This is a genomic window from Prevotella sp. MGM2 (assembly GCF_002933955.1).
Classification (GTDB): Bacteria; Bacteroidota; Bacteroidia; order Bacteroidales; family Bacteroidaceae; genus Alloprevotella.
This window is the reverse complement of record NZ_BEWW01000154.1, coordinates 1-19,916: the sequence shown is the minus strand read 5'-3', so window position 1 is coordinate 19,916 and position 19,916 is coordinate 1. Positions and strand designations below refer to the sequence as shown.

Sequence of the window (19,916 nt, the reverse complement as noted above, 5' to 3'; positions counted from 1 at the left end):
AATTTAACACTTTTCTCAAAATTCATGCACCGTGTTTTCGGCTTGACCCCTTTTTAACGTTTCTTGCTTTTGCCTTAATTATGTTGTATATTTGCACAGGAAAGGAGGATACAAACGTCTGGTATCCTCCTTTTTCTTTTATTTGTAGCTCTTTACGGTAGAAAAAAGTCCGTATTATCGTGAAAAATATCCGTATTGCCGTGAAAAATCCAAGTAACCTTTGGGGCGTTTGATTTATTTCAATGAAAAACGACCTTATTACGACTTGCCGAAAGTCAGATAACGACCCCTCTCTAAGTTAAAAATGTTAATATGCCATTGTCCTTTTTCTCTTTTGATAGAATGGGAGAGTATAGACGGTTTGAACCATAACATAAGCTGGACTATAGTTGGTCTGGTGGCATGACGTTGCTGTTTTATCGCATGAGAAAAATGCTTCACGCTTTACATTCCTGAAGTTTTTATTGGGGTGTCATTATAGATGTGGCATTGAATTGTTTCTGGATTTGTTTCACAGGATTTTTACATCATAGGGCAGTCTTGCGGATGTGCGTTCTTTCAGGGTCAATCAGTAATCATTTTGAGAAAATCATCTTCACTTATGAGGCTGATGCCTAATTTTTGTGCTTTTGCCAGTTTTGAAGGACCGACACCTTCACCTGCAAGGATGAATGCCGTTTTTGCAGAAATACTTGTAACGTTTTTTCCTCCATGCAATTCAATCATTTCAGCATATTCCTTACGGCTGTGATGTATAAAAGTACCACTTATTACTATGCTTTGTGAGCTCAGGTGGTCTGAAACCGTTTCGCGGCGAACAACTGCCATTTGCACACCTGCCTCGCGCAGTCTTTCTACTAAAGTGATATTGGCAGGTTCGCCAAAATATTGTTTGACGCTTTGAGCAATGACTGTGCCTATGCCATCGACTGACAGTAGTTCTTCGAGAGGGGCAGTTTTAATAGCGTCAATATTGCAGAAGTGTTGCGCTAACGTTTTAGCGACAACCTTTCCTACAAAACGGATACCAAGCGCAAACAGAACGCGTTCAAAAGGAACTTCCCGACTTTTGGCTATACCATCAACGACTTTTTGTGCTGATTTTAATCGTGTACGGTCTGCGCCGCATAAGTCGGCAACAGATAGATGGTACAGGTCTGCGGCATCGTGTATCAGTCCACGTTCAAAATATTCGTCCACAGTTTCAGGTCCCAAAGAATCGATGTTCATGGCATCACGGCAGATGTAATGCTCAATGCGTCCCTTTAGTTGCGGAGGGCATGTGGCATCGTTGGGGCAGTAGTGTGCGGCTTCTCCTTCATAGCGTATGAGTTGTGTGCCGCATTCTGGACAATGACTAATGAAAGTGACGGCCTTTCCCAGTTTTTCTGTTCGGCTTTTCAAGTCTACACCTACGATTTGCGGAATGATTTCGCCGGCTTTCTCTACATAAACCATATCGCCGATATGAAGGTCAAGCTGTTTTATGATGTCTTCATTATGGAGCGATGCCCGACGCACTGTGGTGCCGGCCAAATGAACAGGAGCCATGTTGGCTACCGGAGTGACAGCTCCTGTGCGTCCCACTTGATAGGTGACGGCTTCCAGGCACGTGAGAGCACGTTCCGCTTTGAACTTATAGGCAATGGCCCAACGTGGACTTTTAGCCGTGAAGCCCAAATGTTCCTGTTGGGTGATGTCGTTGACTTTTAAAACTATGCCGTCGGTGGCGACTGGCAGATTTTTGCGCTCTTCCTCCCAATAGCTTATGAAGTCATAAATTTCTTCCAATGACCGTGCCAGACGCATGTGGGGCGACACTTGGAACCCCCATGTTGCTGCAAGTTGCAAATTGTCGTAATGGCTTCTTTGTGGGATGTCCTTTCCCATCAGATAGTAAAGATAGGCATCCAGCCCTCGGCCTGCCACAATTTTTGAACTCTTGTTTTTGAGAGTTCCTGAAGCCGCGTTGCGTGGATTGGCAAATAATGGTTCTTCACGGGCTTCCCGCTCTTTATTCAATTTTTCAAAACTTGCCCATGGCATAAGTATTTCACCGCGTATTTCAAATGTTTCCGGATAGTTGCTACCGGGTGTCAGTTGCAAAGGTATTGAATGTATGGTGCGGACGTTGGCTGTCACGTCATCTCCCTGTATACCGTCGCCACGTGTCACGGCACGTATTAATTTTCCTTTCTCATAGTGTAGTGAAATGCTTAATCCGTCGAATTTCAGTTCGCAGCAAATATCAAAAGGCTTGCCTTGCAAACCTTCTGATATGCGACGATAGAAATCGCGTACCTCCTCACGGTCATAGGTGTTGCCAAGTGAGAGCATTGGAATTTGGTGAGGCACTTGAGTGAACTCCTGACTGAGGTCGGAGCCTATGCGTACACTTGGCGAATTCGGGTCTGCCGTCTCAGGATGCAGATTCTCCAGCTGCTGGAGTTCGGCCATCAGATGGTCAAATTCCTGATCGCTGATGATGGGACTGTGGGTAACATAGTAGAGATGGTTGTGGCGGTGTAATTCTTCCCGCAATTGGTATATACGTTCAACTTCGGTCATTTATATTGGCTTTATCTGAGTTGTTGTATTCCCATTAAAAGAACAGATGGTTGTTGTTCTTGTATGAGATCATGGCTGGAACTGAGTTGTTTCAACTGTGTAATTAAAATGTTGTGGATTTCCATGCAGACATACGCCTATTGGCGCATAAAAGTCAATGCAAAAGTAGACAAAAATGCGATATATTTTGTACTTTTGCCTACAATATATAACTCATATTCCAAGATTAAATAAAATGCGGATAGATATTATTACCGTTTTGCCTGAAATGCTTGACGGATTTATCAATACTTCAATTCTGGCACGTGCGCAAAAGAAGGGGTTAGTGGAAATTTATGTACACAATTTGCGTGATTATACTACGGACAAGCATCGTCGCGTGGATGATTATCCATTTGGGGGCTTTGCCGGTATGGTGATGCAATGCCAGCCCATTGACGCTTGTATTTCAAAGCTGAAAGCAGAGCGTGATTATGATGAGATTATTTTTACAACGCCAGACGGGCAACAATTTGACCAGCCTATGGCCAATACGTTGTCATTGAAGAAGAATATCATCATTCTTTGCGGTCATTATAAAGGTATTGATTACCGCATACGAGAACATCTCATAACAAAGGAAGTTTCTATTGGCGATTATGTGTTGACTGGCGGGGAATTGGCGGCGGCTGTGATGGCCGATGCTCTTGTGCGCTTGGTTCCGGGAGTCTTGAGTGATGAACAAAGTGCATTGTCCGATTCTTTTCAGGACAATTTGTTGGCAGCTCCGGTTTATACTCGTCCGGCCGACTATAAGGGATGGAAAGTTCCCGATGTATTGTTGTCCGGACATGAAGCCAGGATCAAAGAATGGGAATTGGCCCAGAGTTTGGAACGTACAAAACTTTTGCGGCCGGATTTGTTGGAACAGTCTTGATAAAAAAGAATGAACAGAATATCTTCAATACTTGAATCTCTTGGCATAGAGGCGTTGTCGCCAATGCAAAAGGAAATGTTACAGGTTACCAGTCAATCCGTTGACATTCAATTGCTTTCTCCTACAGGATCTGGTAAAACCTTGGCTTATTTGCTGCCGTTGGTATTGCAACTTGATACCACCGTTGACAGTTTGCAGGCTTTGGTAGTGGTGCCGTCGCGTGAATTGGCTCAACAAAGTTCCTCCGTTTTAAAACAAATGCGTGTACCGGTAAAAACGTTGTGTCTTTATGGAGGACGGCCGGCAATGGATGAGCATCGGCAATTGCGCGATGTGCTCCCACAATTGGTTTTTGCCACTCCTGGCCGACTTTGTGATCATATTGACAAATGCAACATTGATTTATCGCATGTGTCTTTACTCGTTATTGACGAATTTGATAAATGTCTTGAAATGGGATTCGAAAAAGACATGCGGTGTATTGTGGAGAGTTTGTCAAAACGGCGACAAACTTGGCTGCTGTCGGCAACAGCTCCTGATAAAATGGTCGATTTTGTCTGTCTGAATAGTACTGTAACGCTAGACTATACCGAAGAAAATCCTGCCCGTAATAATCGTATAGAAACTTTACTTGTACCTTCTCCTGTTCCTGATAAATTGGAAACATTAGCGCGGATTCTTTCTGTATTGAAAGAGAAATCAGCAATTGTGTTTGTGGCACATCGTGAGAGCGTTGAAAGAGTGGGGGACTTCCTTAAAAAATGCGGTTTCATCGCTGAAATGTATCATGGTGGTATGGAGCAGCAACGTCGTGAACGGGCTGTTTTCCGCTTTCGTAGTGGAGGAAGTAATATTTTGGTTTCTACAGATTTGGCCGCAAGAGGTCTTGATATCCCACATGTTGATACTGTCATACATTATCATCTGCCTATAGATGAGGCTGCTTACATTCATAGATGTGGACGTACAGCCCGGTGGGACAGTAGCGGAAGTACTTATGTTATTCTTGGGCCAAAAGAAGAATTGCCAGGTTATGTGAAATATGAACAAACACAAATGGTTGATGATGTGCGGATTTTTCCAGCTCGTCCTCAATGGTGCACTTTATATATAGGAAGAGGAAAGAAAGATAAACTCTCGAAAGGAGATATCGTTGGCTTCTTTTGTAAGAAAGGTGGTTTGAAAGCTTCTGATATCAATCATATTCATGTGGGAATACATCATGCGTATGTTTCGATAGTTCGCTCTTCTTTGAAATCTGCATTACAAGCAGTTTCTGGAGAAAAGATAAAGGGCATGAAAACCATTATTGAAGAAATGGCTGAATAGATAAAATATTGAAAGAATGATAGCTGTTTTGTCAATCCTATAAGATTATTAGCATGAATAAAATAGAAATTAAAGATAAAGAATTGCGTGAGGCGGCAGAGCATGGAGTGGAAGCGTTTGCTACACTTGTAAAAGACCATATAGCACGAGCAGCAGGAGGAATACTCAGTGGAGAAAGTTTGAGTTTGCTTAATGCTGAACAAATAACATTGTGGGGATATTTTATTATGCGTGATGAGCTGATGGACGGAGGTTTTATACAATTGATTTATAATGGGTATGGTCCGTTCTTTTTTGATAATCCTTTTGCTAAGGCTATGCGTCTTTGGGGGCTACGTGAATTGTCAAAATTAATTTACAAGGCAAAGGTTTTTTATGAGGAAGATAAAAAGATATTAACCTGCGAATGTACAGATGAAGACTTTATGTCGCTTTTTGAGCAATTTCCCCATTATGATGACCTTGATGATGAATTTGTGGAGAATGAAGAGGAGTATACGACTGCGATAGCTCATTATGTAGATGAGAATTTAGAAAAATTCAACATAAAAATAATAGATTGATGGGAGCCAATAAAAAGATAAAATCTTCAAGTATTAATATAAAAAATAAACGTGCAACTTTTGATTATCAGGTAATTGATAAATATACGGCAGGTATAGTTCTTACCGGAACGGAAATAAAAAGTATCAGGGCTGGTAAAGCCGGCTTGGTGGATACTTTTTGTTATATTCATAACAATGAAGTGTGGGTAAAGAACATGTATATTGCAGAATATCTGTTTGGTTCGTATAACAATCATAATGCGCGTAGGGATAGGAAACTTCTTTTAAATAAAAAGGAAATATATAATCTTCAAAATGACACAAAATCACCAGGTTATACTATAGTTCCTTTGAAATTGTTTATTGATGAAAAAGGTTTGGCAAAACTTGATATCGGATTGTGTAAAGGAAAAAAAGAATATGATAAGCGTGCATCCTTGAAAGAGAAAGCAGATCGTCGTGAGATGGACCGAGCAATAAAAAGGTACTAGTAGAATTTTTGATTTGGATATAATAAAGTCATTTTATGTTGTTGAGTGAAATAATAAAAGAAAGAATTTTAATTCTGGATGGTGCTATGGGTACTATGATTCAGAGTTATCATTTGGAAGAGCAGGATTATCGTGGAGAACGTTTTAAAGAATTGCCGGGACAGCAGAAAGGCAATAATGACTTACTTGTTTTGACAAATCCTGATATTATTGCCGATATACATAGACGTTATCTTGAGGTCGGGGCGGATATTATTGAAACCAACACTTTTAATTCACAGCGGATTTCAATGACTGATTATCATTGTGAGTCTTATTGCCGTGAATTGAACTTAGCCGCTGCGCGTTTGGCACGTCGGCTGGCTGATGAATATACTTTAAAAACTCCGGATAAACCTCGTTTTGTAGCCGGTTCTGTGGGACCAACTAATAAAACGTGCTCCATGGGTGTCTATGTGGATGACCCAGCCCGTCGTGATGTAACATTTGATAATTTGGTAAAGGCTTACAAAGAGCAGATTACAGCACTTATTGAAGGAGGAGTCGATGCTATTCTTGTAGAAACTATTTTTGATACCCTCAATGCTAAAGCTGCTGTTTTTGCAGCGGAACAATGTATGGATTCTATGAGGAAATATCTGCCGATTATGTTGTCTGTAACGATTGCAGATAAGACAGGACGTACATTATCAGGGCAAACTATAGATGCCTTTTTAGCTTCTGTCTCTCATATAAATGTGTTTTCTATAGGTTTGAATTGTTCATTCGGAGCTTCGGATATGAAGCCGTTTTTGAAAGAGTTGGCGGCTAAAGCACCTTGCTATATTTCAGCTTATCCTAATGCAGGTTTGCCTAATACTTTGGGGCAGTATGATCAAACTCCAGAAGAAATGGCAAAAGAGGTGAGAACATTTATAGATGAAGGATTGGTAAATATTATCGGTGGTTGTTGTGGTACGACAGATGCTTTTATTGCTCAATATCCTCATTTGGTTTGTAGAGATGGTGTTTATCGGAAACCACATGTTCCATTCCCACCAGAAAAAAATTTAACCCTTTCAGGACTTGATGTTTTAGAAATAAAAAAGGAGAATAATTTCATCAATGTCGGAGAACGTTGTAATGTTGCTGGTTCACGTAAATTTTTGCGCCTGATACAAGAGAAAAAATATGATGAAGCGGTGGAAATAGCCCGTAAACAGATAGAGGATGGTGCGCAAATTCTTGATATAAACATGGATGATGGTTTATTGGCAACATGCGATGAAATGGTTCATTTTATTAATTTGTTGTCAGGTGAACCGGAAATAGCCCGTGTTCCTTTTATGATAGATTCTTCCGATTGGTCTGTCATTAGTGCAGCCCTGAAATGTATTCAGGGTAAATGTATCGTAAATTCCATTTCCCTAAAGGAAGGTGAAGCATTATTTATGGATCATGCCCGAGAACTATGCCGATATGGTGCAGCTGTTGTCGTTATGGCTTTTGATGAAAAGGGGCAGGCTGATACCTATGAGCGACGCATAGAAATATGTCAAAGGGCCTATCGGTTGCTTACGGAAAAAGTAGGAATGGCGCCGCATGACATTATTTTTGATCCTAATGTTTTGGCTATATGTACAGGTATGCCGGAGCATGACAGTTATGCCTGGGATTTTATCCGGGCTACTCATTGGATACATCAGAATTTGCCGGGAGTACATGTTAGTGGAGGGATAAGTAATCTCTCATTTTCTTTTAGAGGAAATAATTTTGTGCGAGAGGCTATGCATGCTGTCTTCCTGTATCATGCAATTAAACATGGTCTTGATATGGGAATTGTAAATCCTTCTGTAACTGTTAAGTATGATGATATACCTGCTCCCTTACTGGAACTTTTGGAAGATGTGATTCTTAATCGTAAATCCTCTTCCGGAAAACTTATTGAGGAGGCTACAAAAATGCAGAATGGAGAGATTCAAAGAACAGTTTCCAGTATGAGTGATAGTTGGCGAAGTAAAATCGTGGAGCAACGTTTACGATATGCTTTAGTTAATGGTGTTAATGAATATATTGAAGAAGATTTGACCGAGGCTTTAAGTAATTTTCCTTCAGCTATAGCTATTATTGAAGGGCCTCTTATGGAAGCAATGAACTATGTAGGTAATATGTTCGGAGAGGGTAAGTTGTTTCTTCCACAAGTGGTCAAGACTGCACGCACAATGCAAAAAGCTGTTGGCTTTCTGCAACCATATATAGAGGTAGAGAAGAAAGAGGGAAATAAGGCAGGAAAAGTTGTGTTAGCTACCGTTAAAGGTGATGTGCATGACATTGGCAAGAATATAGTTTCCGTTATCTTAAGTTGTAATAATTATGAGGTCGTGGATATTGGAGTCATGTGCCCTGCTACAGATATCGTTGAAGCAGTTCTAAGGGAAAAACCCAATTTTGTTGGGCTTAGCGGATTGATTACTCCTAGCTTGGATGAAATGATACATACTGTTCAAACTCTCAAGAATTCCGGTATTTCTATTCCAGTTGTATTGGGAGGTGCAACTACCAGTTTGTTACATACAGCTCTTAAAATAGCTCCGGTATATGACGGTCCTGTTATTTGGGTGAAAGACGCTTCGCAGATGGTAATGGTAGCGGCGAAACTGATGAATAAAGCGGTATGCCATAAGTATATTGATTCAATTAAACGGGAGCAATGCCTGTTGCGTGAAGAGTATGAAAGCAAGCAAGATAAAATTGTTTCCTTTGATGAAGCCCGAAGAAACAAACTCCATTTATTTTAAATCATGAAACCTGTAATTTTATTAGTTTTCAGTCTTTTTTTTAATGTGGTATTAGCCGGTAATTTTATCAGTGTGCGTAATTCTCATTTTTATAAGCCTAAGAGTGATACACCCTATTACTTTATTGGTACTAATATGTGGTATGCTCCCATCTTGGCTTCGAAAGGGGAGTTTGGCAATCGTCAACGTTTGAAGCATGAATTGGACTGTTTGAAGAATATGGGGATTGACAATCTGCGCATTCTGGTCGGAGCAGATGCCGGAAGTTTGAATGCGAACACTGTGTATCCTTGTTTGCAGCGAGTATCGGGTGTTTTGAACGACACGTTACTTGACGGATTGGACTATTTATTAAAGGAGATGGAAAAAAGGGAAATGACCGGTGTTTTTTATCTTAATAACGCTTGGGACTGGAGTGGAGGATATTCTTTCTATCTGAAGCAAGTAGGGTTAGGTGATTCACCCAACGCTTCAGGGGAAGGGTATCGTGATTATGTAAATTTTTCCTCAGAGTTCTCTGTCAATGAAGAGGCACAGAATTTGTTTTTGGATTATGTAAAGAAAATTATTTCACGTACAAATAGTTATACGAAACGGCCTTATAAGGATTCTCCAGCTATAATGGCTTGGCAAATTTGTAATGAGCCTCGTCCATTTGGTACAGAATCGAAAAAAGGATTTGTAAAATGGTTAAAGCGGACTGCTGCTCTTATAAAATCCTTGGATCCTAATCATTTGGTTTCAACGGGAAGTGAAGGATTTTATGGCTGTGAAAGTGATATGCTGTTGTGTGAGCAGATTCATAATGATCTTAATATTGATTACATTACTGTACATATTTGGCCCGTCAATTGGAGATGGAGTACTTCTACGGCTTTATATACTTCATTGCCGCATGTTTATGTGAAAACAACGGAATATCTTGACATGCATGAAATTTATGCCCATAAAATAGGAAAGCCAATTGTTATTGAAGAGTTCGGTTACCCACGTGAGCGAAACAGCTATCAGCCTGGTACACCAACGCTGTCTCGTGATGCCTTCTATAATTTTATTTTTAGTAAAGTTTTGGAAAGTCAACGTCAAGGAGATGTTATTGCCGGGTGTAATTTCTGGGGCTGGGGAGGCAGTGCACGTCCGGCCAATGAAACATGGAAGCCTGGTGATGATTATCTCTGCGATCCTCCTCATGAACCACAAGGTTGGTATTCAGTTTTTGATAATGATAACTCAACTGTTTCCACTATAGATAAGGCTGTAAAAGCGCTTCATAGAAATGTCCGGCAATAATGAAATAAGTTGTATTTTATATTGAAGATTTTCTTTTTGAAAAACATTACTTACAATTTAAAAAGTCCGTATTGCAATTTAAATTGCAATACGGACTTTTTAAATTTATATCCTATAGGGGAAAACATAGATATTATTTCCCAACTCTATGGAGTTTCTTATATTTATCGTCCACGCTGATAAGTTATTTCGTAAAAACAGGGATATGTATAATATGAGGCATCTGATTGGCCCTGAGTATGGGGAAGAATAAGTCGTACAAGAGCTGTACCTTCTGTGGGAGAGTCCTGACGGCCTAAATTTATGAATTTTAAGGGAATTAACCAGCCAGCCGGTACAGCTTTACTTCCATATTGCGATAACATTACGCCAGAAGTGAAGCTAGCTGTGAAAAGTCCTAAATTATTGGCGCAATTCATCACATCGGGTGTTGCTGCGGCTGCTAATGTCTGATTGGTTGATTGTATGGTGTCGCTGGCTATGTTGTATTCCGTATAGCGATTAATGATAGTGGCAGACTGTCCTTCTTCTAATTTACCGCTCTTTTTGCTCCCTTTTCTGATTATTTGCATATATACTCCGGAACCTTTGAAAAGTACATATTCATTTTTTGAGACATCTGTAGTGCTGTCATTAGTATAGAACTCATTCTCAGTGATAACTTTAATGTTTCCCGGGATATTAAGGAGATAGGTTTCCCCATCACTGCTTTTCACTTGTACACCGCTTTTGAGAAAAGCATTTATTTGCTTACGTTCGCGTTTGACACGGTCGGCATACGTGTCATCATCGTCACACGAACCTAATAATCCGGTTAATATTGTTGCGAGCAAAGTTAGAAGTTGGATATTCTTTTTCATATTTATTATTTAACTGTACAAAATTACAAAATAGCTCTTAGATAACCGGTATTCGCAGTCATGTTTATAATGTGTTAACAGGTTTATATGAAAGAGGAAGATAAGAATAGTCGTTTAAGACATTAAAAACAAAGGCTTCGATTCCTTTTGAAGCCTTTGTTTTTAATATTGGATGCAAGCTTGCTCTTAGCCTTCTACATCGGGCATAATAAGTTTATAGCCTTTTCCATGAATGTTAATGATCTCGACATTTTCATCAGCCTTGAGGTGTTTACGCAATTTAGTGATGTAAACGTCCATGGAACGGGCATTGAAATAATTGTCGTCAATCCAGATGGTTTTAAGGGCATAGTCGCGTTGAAGAATTTCATTGGCGTGAGCACACAGCAGACTGAGAAGTTCACTTTCTTTGGTCGTCAGTTTTGTGGTGCTTTCGCCACGAGCCAAAATTTGTTTCTGCGTATCGAATGTGAAGGAACCTATTTGGTAGAACATTCGGTTGCGATTCTTTTTGCCTCTTACACGACGCAGTACGGCTTCAATACGAAGAGTGAGTTCTTCCATAGAGAAAGGCTTCGTGAGATAATCATCGGCACCAAGTTTGAAGCCTTCAAGAATATCTTCTTTTAAAGTTTTGGCTGTAAGGAAAATTATGGGTACCTCTGCGTTGTTCTGGCGGATGTCTTTAGCCAACGTGAAGCCGTCTTTCTTAGGCATCATAACATCGAAAACGCAGATGTCGAATTTATCTTTCTGGAAAGCCTTGTAACCGGCTTCGCCATCAGTGCAAAGTTCTGTTTCGTAATCTTTAGCCTGAAGGTATTCGCGGAGCAACATACCGAGGTTCTCATCATCTTCGCAAAGCAGGATTTTCATTTTGTCGTTGTTCATAAGGCTTGTTTCTTTAAATGGTTGGTAATGTTATTATAAATTTTGTTCCTATTCCGTAATCGCTTTCGGCATAGATGCTGCCGTCCAGGTTGGTTATGACATTTTTGACGTAGGCAAGTCCTAAGCCAAAGCCTTTTACATCATGCCTGTTTCCTGTATGTACGCGATAGAATTTTTCAAATATCTTTTTGATATCTTCTTTTTTTATGCCGATACCGTTGTCTGCGATGGTGACAACAACCTTGTCATCCTTATTTTCAGTGGTTACCAGCAAATGTAAATCTGTTTCGGGATTTTTATATTTTACTGCATTGTCCATCAGGTTGAATATAACATTGGTGAAGTGCATTTCATCTACGAAGATAGATGTTTTCTTTGCCTGTAAATCAGCCTGAAGTGTTCCACCTGAACTTTCTACTTTCAATCGGAATGTTGTAACTACATCCGAAATGAGTTCATTAACATCAATTTCTTTTTTCTTAAACGTTGCGGCTTTTTTGTCGAACATGCTCATTTGTAATACCTTTTCAACTTGAAAGCGCAAGCGCTTGGTTTCATCATTGATAATGCCACATACGTGCTTGAACATTCGCTCGCTTTTGGTGATGGTTGGATCGCTAAGCATTTGAGCGGCTAGTGAAATGGTTGATATTGGTGTCTTAAACTCATGTGTCATGTTATTGATAAAGTCGTTTTTTATTTCAGTGAGTCGTTTCTGGCGAAATATGGTGTAAATCGTAAATGCAAATATGACTATCACAATAAGCGTAAAGACTATGGCCGGTATCATAAAGCGGACACTGGAGAGGATGTATTGCTGCATGTCAGGGAAATGAACATAAAGAATTCCCATTTGCGGTCGGGGGTCATTCGGATAAAGTTCCTGCCGGTAGGTCTCTTCTTCTCCTATGTTTTCATAATCAGAGCAACGGAACACTTCACTGCCGTCAGAAGTGGTTACCCTTAGATGGTAAGGGATGTTTATTCCGTTTCGTCTTAATTCTTGTTGTAAATTGCTATCTAGTTCTTTGAAGTCAAGACGCTGGGCCAAAGCCTTTCCGGAAGGCTTGTAGAGTATGGTAAGCATTTCGTCCATCAATTCTTTTCGGTGAAAGAAGCGTTTGATCGTATCACGCAACGCTTCGCTGATTTGATGGTTGGGTGCATTGGTTCCTTCTTCAACTAATACAGTCTGAGAGGCGATGTTTGTTTGAAGTATATTGCGTATAGAGTCGATTTGGGTATCGGTTCTTTCGCTTATGTCTTCTCTTGCCTCTAATTCCTTGTCGAGTCTTTTCTGGGTTTCATATAGTTCCAGATTTTGCGCGGCTTGGCTCAGACTGCGTGTTACCGATTCGCCGAATTGTTCTTTGCGCATGTTGTAGACATTCTCGAAGTATCGGAACTGTAGGTAGAGTAGTGTGAGGAGTGAAACTCCCATCACACAGGCAATAATCCATATTGTTGACTTCTTCATGCCGCAAAGATAGAGTAACTTCCACTGACATGTGAAATGTTTAATGCTGTTTTATTAAAACTGTTATCGTAATTAACTAAAACTATGCTTATAATTGTTGATTTCGCAATTATAAAAGGTGGAAATATTTATTGTTTTTCATTTCTATATAATAAAACGGGAGGAGAATAATTCTCATCCCGTTTTATTAAAATACTATGTGTATACTCTTTCTAATATTTCAGAATCTGCTTCGGCCGGATTTTTGAATTGTTATTTAAGTTGTTAGCAGCACAAAGTTGTTTGACGCTAATTCCTAATTTTCGAGCTATTGTACTAAGATTATCTCCTCTTTTGACTTTATAAAAATGGTGGCTTGTAGTGCGGGCGTTTTTTTTGATGTTTGTGTTTGAGGCTGTATAATGAGTTGTTTGATTGTTGTTTTGCTTATGGAAAACATAGTAATCGCCCGTGACATCCTGATTGGGAAAATCGAAAATTAATTGAGGGTCAATGGCTTCACCTAAAAGGCGTGTTTCAAAATGAAGGTGTGAACCAAATGAACGTCCTGTATTTCCTCCAAGGCCAATAGGGGTGCCAGCCTTGACGTTTTGATCTGTTGATACTAGTTGTTTTGAAAGGTGACCGTAAATAGTCTCTAATCCGTTGGGGTGACGGATAACTATGTAATTGCCAAAACCTTGTGGCTCGTAACGTACGATACGCACTTTTCCATCAAAAGCAGCATAGATGGTATCCCCTGTATAAACTTTGATATCAAGGCCTTTGTGCATACGGCGGAAAGCTGGGCGATATCCAAAGGTACTGGTGATATTGCGGCTGGGGGTAGGCATGGCAAAGCCGCGTAAGTCTATTTTGAAACTGTCAGGTATTTCTATAGAATTATAGCAATGTGTTTTAGAGGTGTTCCAAGTGTCGTATAATTCAGCGGCATAGGTATTCATTTCTTTTGATTCAATATACCGTTGAATGGTGACAGAATCTACAACTTTTATATGTTTGTCTATAGGGGCCTGATTGGCTATAAGGTCTTGCCCATGACAACTGAAAGCAGATGCACTAAAGCAAAAAAGACCTGTAGCAATGGTCTTGATAAAACTAAAATTCATTGGTATTAAAAATTTGCTGCAAATATACAAATAATATTTGAGTAGCCCAAAAAATGTTATAGACTTTTGTCTTTCAGAAGTAATTTCTGTCTTGTTGCCTAAGAGTTTTGATTGTAATGTTTTTGTCTATAGCGATAGGCTATGAGCTTTTATACATTTCGGTCTAAGTAGAAGTCTTTTGTTAATTGTGTGTAGTCATAGGAGCGATTGCCGTTTTTATCGCTTAGTAATAATGTATCTTGCGTGGGGTGGGTGGCTGAGATATTATTTGTAAAAGTAAGTAATACACGTTTGGGTGTTTTGCGAGGACTTGTGATAACATTGGTTTGTCGAAGCAATGAAAGTCCATTAATGCTACAAAGACTTATAAAATGATTGAGAATAGTATAGGGTAATATGACATGAAACATAGTGTTAGGCAACATTAAGCGCCTGGCATTCTCAATGAGTGTTGAATAAGTGAGTTCCTGGGTGTGGCGCGCTGTAGCACGTCGCTTGTCAGGGGGGAGTAGAGTTTCTGCAAAAAAAGGTGGATTAGATAAAATGCAGTCAAACTTTTTATTGGGATAAAAAGTTTTTAGGTCTTCATGAATAATTGTTGTGCGTTTGGCGAAAGGTGATGCTTGGCAGTTCTCTTGTGCTTGTTCGGCTGCAATTGCATCTATTTCTAAGCCAGTGACATGGGCTTTCGAGCGTTGGGCCGCCATGAGGGTTATAAGTCCGGAACCACATCCTATATCTAATATTTGTGTCGCTCTTTTAATATCAGCCCATGCGCCTAGTAAAACTCCATCAGTACCGACTTTCATGGCACAGCGATCATGATGGATGTTGAATTGTTTGAACATGAAATATTTCATGTGGCAAAGTTATAGATAATTTTATGAATGGGAAAAGGTCGGCTTTTTGTTTCGCAGAGTTTGGAAGGTGTGCTCTTCAATTAAAAAACTTTATATTTTGTATGTTTGGGAGGGTGAAATGGATTTTGTATCTTTGCCGGCAATGGCTAGAATATTGGCAATAGATTATGGTAAGAAGCGTACAGGATTGGCTGTAACAGATCCGTCGCAGATTGTTCCTGGAGCACTTGCTACTGTGGAAACTAAAGAGTTGTTGGATTTTATAAAGAAATATGTTTCTCACGAAATGGTGGAATGCATTGTCGTTGGGTGGCCTACACAACCCCATGGCGGTTGTCCTTCTGAAAATTTACAGCGTGTTCAATCTTTTATGGGGCGATTGAGAAAAGAATTGCCGCAGATCCCTGTTGTTCCTTATGATGAGCGTTATACATCCGTGTTAGCTCATCAGACGATATTGGATGCTGGTTTGCATCGTAAAGCAAGACAAAACAAGGCTTTGGTAGATAAAATAAGTGCTACGATTATTTTACAATCTTACATGGATTTCCGATAAAATATTTATTTACTTGAGTTGTTAGCAGTTTAAACGAATATTTTTAATATAAATACTCTATGATTTTACCTATTTATACTTATGGACAACCGGTTCTTCGCAGGGTCGCGGAAGATATTACACCAGACTATCCGAATTTGAAACAGTTGATTTCAGATATGTTTGAGACGATGTATCGTAGTGATGGGGTGGGATTGGCGGCTCCTCAAATCGGGTTACCCATTCGTGTTGTTGTGATTACATTGGATGTGCTTAAGGAAGACTATCCTGAATATGAGGGCTTTAATAGAACCTATATTAATCCTTATGTCGTGGAGGTTGATGAAAATGAGATGATTTCTATGGAAGAGGGGTGTTTAAGTTTGCCAGGTATTCATGAACCTGTTAAACGGCCTACACGTATACATGTAAAATATTTGGATGAGGATTTTAATGTTCATGATGAGTGGGTTGAAGGGTATTTGGCTCGTGTCATGCAGCATGAGTTTGATCATTTGGAAGGTAAGGTTTTTACAGACCGCATTACTCCTTTGCGTAAACAAATGGTCAAAGGAAAGTTGGCTGCAATGCTTAAGGGTAAAGTACGTTGTTCTTATAAGGTTAAGCCTGTGAAATGACGAGAATGGGAGGCGATACAATTCGATTAATATGCAAAAGTTTATTTCTTTTGTATGCTTGGGGGGTATCTGTCTCTTTGTATGCTCAACTTAATACAGAAAATGTAATTGTTATGGGGCGTAATGCCCTTGGGGCTGAGGACTATGTAACGGCTATTCGTTATTTTAATGAAGTTATTGAAGCTAAACCCTTTTTGGAAAAACCTTATTATTATCGTGCTTATGCTAAATTTTTGCTTGATGATTATATAGGATCTGAAGCTGATTGCTCTAGTTCCATTAGAATTAATCCTTATCAAGTAGAAGTGTATCGGTTACGCGGTTTATGTCGTAGTCATATCGAAAATGTTGCGGGAGCAATAGAGGATTACACATATGTTCTTCAACGTTTTCCTAATGATCAGGCTACTCGTTTTAATCGTGGGCTTTGTTATTTTTATCTTCATGAAAATGCGAAGGCCGAAGCTGAGATGACGGATATTCTTAAACGATGGCCGGGGATGGCAAGAGCTTATAAGGTTTTGATACAATTGGCATTTAATAGTGGCGATACTGTTAAGGCAATGGGTATTGTTGATACGCTTCTTTGGTATAGACCTGCAGATTCGGATGGGTGGAAATTGCGTGGACAGTATGCTCTGGAACGGCAAGAATATGCTTTGTCTGATACTTGTTTGACTAAGGCAATTGTTACACAACCTAATAATTATGAACTTTATTTGTTGCGTGCTTTAGCTCGTAATGGTTATAATCGTTTGGGGGCATCTATTTCTGATTATGATAAGGTTATTTCTTTAATACCTGAACATTTTGTTGCACATTATAATCGTGGATTGTTACGGGCTCTTATTGGGGATAATAATCGAGCTATTGAAGATTTTTCTTTTGTTCTGAATGAAGAACCAAATAATATATTAGCTCGCTATAATCGTGCTTTGTTGAGACAACAAACAGGTGATTTCAATGGTGCTGTGAACGATTTTACTTATTTGTTGAAACAATATCCGAATTTTCTTTATGGATATTTGGTACGCGCTCAGTGTCGTAGGAGATTAGGTGATATAAAAGGAGCTTTGAATGATGAAAGTATGGTGGCACGTGCAAATCTTGATGTGACTTTTGGGCAAAGGCGCCGGCCTATAAAGAAAGTGCGTTCAATGGATGATCATCGTTTTGATCATTATGATCAATTGATTGGTGAAGACACGGATTCTATGACGCGTTCTTTGGGGCATCTTTTTGCTAAGGATAATTTTGGATTGGTACAGAAGCGTTATACGGAGGCGCATCTGCTTCCTGCGTTTATATTAACTTTTCTTTTACCTGGGACTGAGCGTCGTTATTATTCAGATGCTTATTTGCCTGAAGTTCAATATTTAGAAAAAAAACTGGCAAATGAAAAAATACGCTTTACAGCGGAGATGAATCAGTTGAATGTGATTCCCAATGACATGATGGAAAAGATTGACACTGTGATGCTACCCGATTCTTTAGAACGTCAGCTAGTACTTTCAATAATTTTGTCTGATGCATATAATTATGAGAAAGCATTGTCTGTTTTAAATAAAAGCAATGGGGAGGCGAAGTTGAATGAAACAAAATTTTTAATACATCTTCAGACCGCAGCTGTGATACTTCGACAAAATCAGTTACAGACAGATAATAATGTAGAAAGAAAAATAAATGATCTTTTACGTGTAGAAATAGAATTAAATAAGGCTGAATTGTTATCTCCTAATAATGTTTATGTTCTTTATAATCGAGCATGTTGGGCTGCGATGAATGGTGATAATGTAATGGCAATTTGTTTGTTGAAAAAATCGCTTGATATTGATCCGCGTTTTCCGGAGGCTTATTATAATCGTGGTATTCTTTATTGGCAGATGGGGGATATAATACATGCGAAATCAGATTTTAGTCGAGCTGGTGAATTAGGTTTGTTTAAAGCTTATAATTTATTGAAGCAAATTGTTTCTAATTGAAGGAATTCAATTATAGAGATAATAGGTACGGCTAATCTTGTTGTTTTTTTTATTTATTAAAAGAGTATTTATCTATATAAAGGCAGTGAAATGAGAATAATTTTGTTATCTGGGGGGTCTGGGAAAAATTTGTGGCCACTTTCCAATGGTACACGTTCGAAGCAGTTCTTACGTTTGTTGACAGCTCCAGATGGTGGTAAAGAATCTATGTTACAGCGCATTGTACGTCAAGTGGAAGAAGCTGGTCTTAATGTCCCTATTACTGTTGCTACTAGTCAGACTCAACGTGATATTGTTGTTAATCAATTGGGGAATAAGGTTGAAGTAGTGACAGAACCGGAACGTCGTAATACTTTTCCTGCTATTGTTTTGGCTGCTTCTTATCTGTTTTTTGAGAAAGTTTGTGATCCTGAAGAAAGTATAGTCGTCATGCCATGTGATTCTTATACAGAACTTTCTTATTATGATTGTATAAAGCGTATGGTGAAGGCTATAGAAGCCAATGAGGCAGAGTTGATGCTAATGGGAATTAGACCTTTTGATTTTTCAACAGATTTTGGATATATAAAAACGGAAAATAGTGGTGGAGATTTTTTTCGTGCGGTGTGTTTTGTTGAAAAGCCTGATATAGAGACAGCTAAACGTTTAGTTTCTGAAGGGGCTTATTGGAATGCTGGAGTTTTTGCTTTTAAGTTGAAGTATATATTGAATATGATGAAAAAATATATGGATGCTAAATCATTTCTTCAAGTAAGAGCAAGTTATCAAAATTTTCCAGATATTAGTTTTGACTATGAAGTTGTAGAGAAAGCATTGTCATCAGCAATTGTTCCTTATAATGGTTTTTGGAAAGATTTAGGAACCTGGAGTGCATTGTGTAGTGAATTAGCTACATCACATAGTGGTAATGTGATTTTTGATGATCGAGTGAAAGGCACACATGTTATTAATGAACTGGATGTTCCTTTATTTTGCTCAGGGGTTAATAATATGGTAGTTGCAGCGTCTCTTGACGGAATTTTGATTGCAGGAAAAGATACTTGTGATGATGTTAAGAACCATGTGGATGATTTTTCTGTTCGACCGATGTATGAAGAACGTCGATGGGGAACTTATAAAGTAATAGACCAAGTTGATTTTCGGGATGGTCATCATGTATTGACAAAACAGCTGAATGTTAAAGCTGGGGCTCATATAAGTTATCAACTGCATCATCATAGAGAGGAAATATGGACTTTTGTAAGTGGTGAAGGCAGATTAGTCTTAGATGGGAATATGAAATTTGTAAGACGTGGTGATGTTATACGCATAGAAAAAGGGCATCTTCATGCGGTTATGGCAGATAAAGATTTATGTATTATTGAAGTTCAAAGTGGAGATTTGTTGACGGAAGAAGATATTGAACGTTTTGAGTGGAAATGGGAATAGATAAGTGTTACGTCTTATTTTCTTTAATATAATAATGTGTATTATATTCGGCTATTGTATTATTTCCGATTTCTTCCGTTGTATTACCTTTGTTGTTTTTTGCCTTTCTTTCTTTAGCTTTTCTTTCTTTGTTGTTTTATTTGTGTGATGTGTTTATATTATTTATTTTGTTGTATATATGTGTTTATCAGTTGTTTGTATTGTTTTGTGTATTATGTAT

16 protein-coding genes are annotated in these 19,916 nt (G+C 39.0%); 10 read left to right on the top strand and 6 right to left on the bottom strand.

The features are described from left to right. Positions 1–564: 564 nt before the first annotated feature. Entirely contained in the window at positions 565–2,568 is a 2,004-nt protein-coding gene (gene ligA / locus C5S62_RS03530) for an NAD-dependent DNA ligase LigA (RefSeq protein WP_104404078.1), read from the bottom strand. A gap of 235 nt (positions 2,569–2,803) precedes the next feature. Between ligA and trmD the strand changes: the two genes are divergently transcribed. The 6 genes from trmD to C5S62_RS03500 are packed head-to-tail and all read left to right on the top strand — an operon-like array spanning position 2,804 to position 9,916. Further along, on the top strand, positions 2,804–3,484 hold the full coding sequence (trmD, locus tag C5S62_RS03525; RefSeq protein ID WP_104404077.1) for a tRNA (guanosine(37)-N1)-methyltransferase TrmD: 681 nt from the start codon (positions 2,804–2,806) through the stop codon (positions 3,482–3,484). A 9-nt stretch (positions 3,485–3,493) separates the two neighbouring features. Then, positions 3,494–4,813 (top strand): DEAD/DEAH box helicase, encoded by a 1,320-nt coding sequence (locus C5S62_RS03520; protein ID WP_104404076.1) that lies wholly within the window; start codon positions 3,494–3,496, stop codon positions 4,811–4,813. A gap of 53 nt (positions 4,814–4,866) precedes the next feature. After that, the gene (locus tag C5S62_RS03515) at positions 4,867–5,376 is read left to right on the top strand and encodes a DMP19 family protein (RefSeq protein WP_104404075.1); all 510 of its coding nucleotides are present in this window, start codon (positions 4,867–4,869) and stop codon (positions 5,374–5,376) included. 17 nt (positions 5,377–5,393) lie between these two features. Continuing rightward, positions 5,394–5,849: an SsrA-binding protein gene (gene smpB, locus C5S62_RS03510; protein WP_104404080.1), complete on the top strand. Its 456-nt coding sequence runs from the start codon at positions 5,394–5,396 to the stop codon at positions 5,847–5,849. A 35-nt stretch (positions 5,850–5,884) separates the two neighbouring features. Beyond that, the gene (metH, locus tag C5S62_RS03505; protein WP_104404074.1) at positions 5,885–8,626 is read left to right on the top strand and encodes a methionine synthase; all 2,742 of its coding nucleotides are present in this window, start codon (positions 5,885–5,887) and stop codon (positions 8,624–8,626) included. Positions 8,627–8,629: 3 nt separating this feature from the next. Continuing rightward, positions 8,630–9,916, top strand: coding sequence for a cellulase family glycosylhydrolase (locus C5S62_RS03500; RefSeq protein WP_104404073.1), 1,287 nt, complete (start codon positions 8,630–8,632; stop codon positions 9,914–9,916). Positions 9,917–10,080: 164 nt separating this feature from the next. On the opposite strand, the gene C5S62_RS03495 is transcribed toward C5S62_RS03500, so the two are convergent. From C5S62_RS03495 to C5S62_RS03475, 5 genes are all read right to left on the bottom strand, one after another. Then, positions 10,081–10,776 (bottom strand): DUF4827 domain-containing protein, encoded by a 696-nt coding sequence (locus C5S62_RS03495; protein ID WP_104404072.1) that lies wholly within the window; start codon positions 10,774–10,776, stop codon positions 10,081–10,083. 186 nt (positions 10,777–10,962) lie between these two features. Next, on the bottom strand, positions 10,963–11,667 hold the full coding sequence (locus C5S62_RS03490; protein WP_104404071.1) for a response regulator transcription factor: 705 nt from the start codon (positions 11,665–11,667) through the stop codon (positions 10,963–10,965). A 13-nt stretch (positions 11,668–11,680) separates the two neighbouring features. Then, entirely contained in the window at positions 11,681–13,144 is a 1,464-nt protein-coding gene (locus C5S62_RS03485) for a HAMP domain-containing sensor histidine kinase (RefSeq protein WP_104404070.1), read from the bottom strand. 212 nt (positions 13,145–13,356) lie between these two features. Beyond that, the gene (locus C5S62_RS03480) at positions 13,357–14,253 is read right to left on the bottom strand and encodes a peptidoglycan DD-metalloendopeptidase family protein (protein WP_104404069.1); all 897 of its coding nucleotides are present in this window, start codon (positions 14,251–14,253) and stop codon (positions 13,357–13,359) included. A gap of 149 nt (positions 14,254–14,402) precedes the next feature. After that, on the bottom strand, positions 14,403–15,113 hold the full coding sequence (locus C5S62_RS03475; RefSeq protein WP_104404068.1) for a tRNA1(Val) (adenine(37)-N6)-methyltransferase: 711 nt from the start codon (positions 15,111–15,113) through the stop codon (positions 14,403–14,405). Positions 15,114–15,255: 142 nt separating this feature from the next. Between C5S62_RS03475 and ruvX the strand changes: the two genes are divergently transcribed. From ruvX to C5S62_RS03455, 4 genes are all read left to right on the top strand, one after another. Next, the gene (ruvX, locus tag C5S62_RS03470) at positions 15,256–15,669 is read left to right on the top strand and encodes a Holliday junction resolvase RuvX (RefSeq protein ID WP_104404079.1); all 414 of its coding nucleotides are present in this window, start codon (positions 15,256–15,258) and stop codon (positions 15,667–15,669) included. A 59-nt stretch (positions 15,670–15,728) separates the two neighbouring features. Continuing rightward, a complete protein-coding gene (gene def, locus C5S62_RS03465; protein ID WP_104404067.1) occupies positions 15,729–16,286 on the top strand; it encodes a peptide deformylase in 558 nt (185 codons plus the stop codon). A 5-nt stretch (positions 16,287–16,291) separates the two neighbouring features. Beyond that, positions 16,292–18,268, top strand: coding sequence for a tetratricopeptide repeat protein (locus C5S62_RS03460; RefSeq protein WP_172485974.1), 1,977 nt, complete (start codon positions 16,292–16,294; stop codon positions 18,266–18,268). Positions 18,269–18,358: 90 nt separating this feature from the next. Further along, complete coding sequence (locus tag C5S62_RS03455) at positions 18,359–19,696, top strand: sugar phosphate nucleotidyltransferase (RefSeq protein ID WP_104404065.1); 1,338 nt, start codon at positions 18,359–18,361, stop codon at positions 19,694–19,696. Positions 19,697–19,916 lie beyond the last annotated feature (220 nt).

Coding starts and splice junctions, on each gene's coding strand:
- C5S62_RS03485 (WP_104404070.1), bottom strand. CDS start 13,144: ATGAAGAAGTCAACAATATGGATTATTGCCTGTGTGATGGGAGTTTCA.
- C5S62_RS03460 (WP_172485974.1), top strand. CDS start 16,292: ATGGGAGGCGATACAATTCGATTAATATGCAAAAGTTTATTTCTTTTG.
- metH (WP_104404074.1), top strand. CDS start 5,885: ATGTTGTTGAGTGAAATAATAAAAGAAAGAATTTTAATTCTGGATGGT.
- ligA (WP_104404078.1), bottom strand. CDS start 2,568: ATGACCGAAGTTGAACGTATATACCAATTGCGGGAAGAATTACACCGC.
- def (WP_104404067.1), top strand. CDS start 15,729: ATGATTTTACCTATTTATACTTATGGACAACCGGTTCTTCGCAGGGTC.
- C5S62_RS03515 (WP_104404075.1), top strand. CDS start 4,867: ATGAATAAAATAGAAATTAAAGATAAAGAATTGCGTGAGGCGGCAGAG.
- trmD (WP_104404077.1), top strand. CDS start 2,804: ATGCGGATAGATATTATTACCGTTTTGCCTGAAATGCTTGACGGATTT.
- C5S62_RS03480 (WP_104404069.1), bottom strand. CDS start 14,253: ATGAATTTTAGTTTTATCAAGACCATTGCTACAGGTCTTTTTTGCTTT.
- C5S62_RS03500 (WP_104404073.1), top strand. CDS start 8,630: ATGAAACCTGTAATTTTATTAGTTTTCAGTCTTTTTTTTAATGTGGTA.
- C5S62_RS03520 (WP_104404076.1), top strand. CDS start 3,494: ATGAACAGAATATCTTCAATACTTGAATCTCTTGGCATAGAGGCGTTG.
- C5S62_RS03475 (WP_104404068.1), bottom strand. CDS start 15,113: ATGAAATATTTCATGTTCAAACAATTCAACATCCATCATGATCGCTGT.
- C5S62_RS03455 (WP_104404065.1), top strand. CDS start 18,359: ATGAGAATAATTTTGTTATCTGGGGGGTCTGGGAAAAATTTGTGGCCA.
- C5S62_RS03495 (WP_104404072.1), bottom strand. CDS start 10,776: ATGAAAAAGAATATCCAACTTCTAACTTTGCTCGCAACAATATTAACC.
- C5S62_RS03490 (WP_104404071.1), bottom strand. CDS start 11,667: ATGAACAACGACAAAATGAAAATCCTGCTTTGCGAAGATGATGAGAAC.
- ruvX (WP_104404079.1), top strand. CDS start 15,256: ATGGCTAGAATATTGGCAATAGATTATGGTAAGAAGCGTACAGGATTG.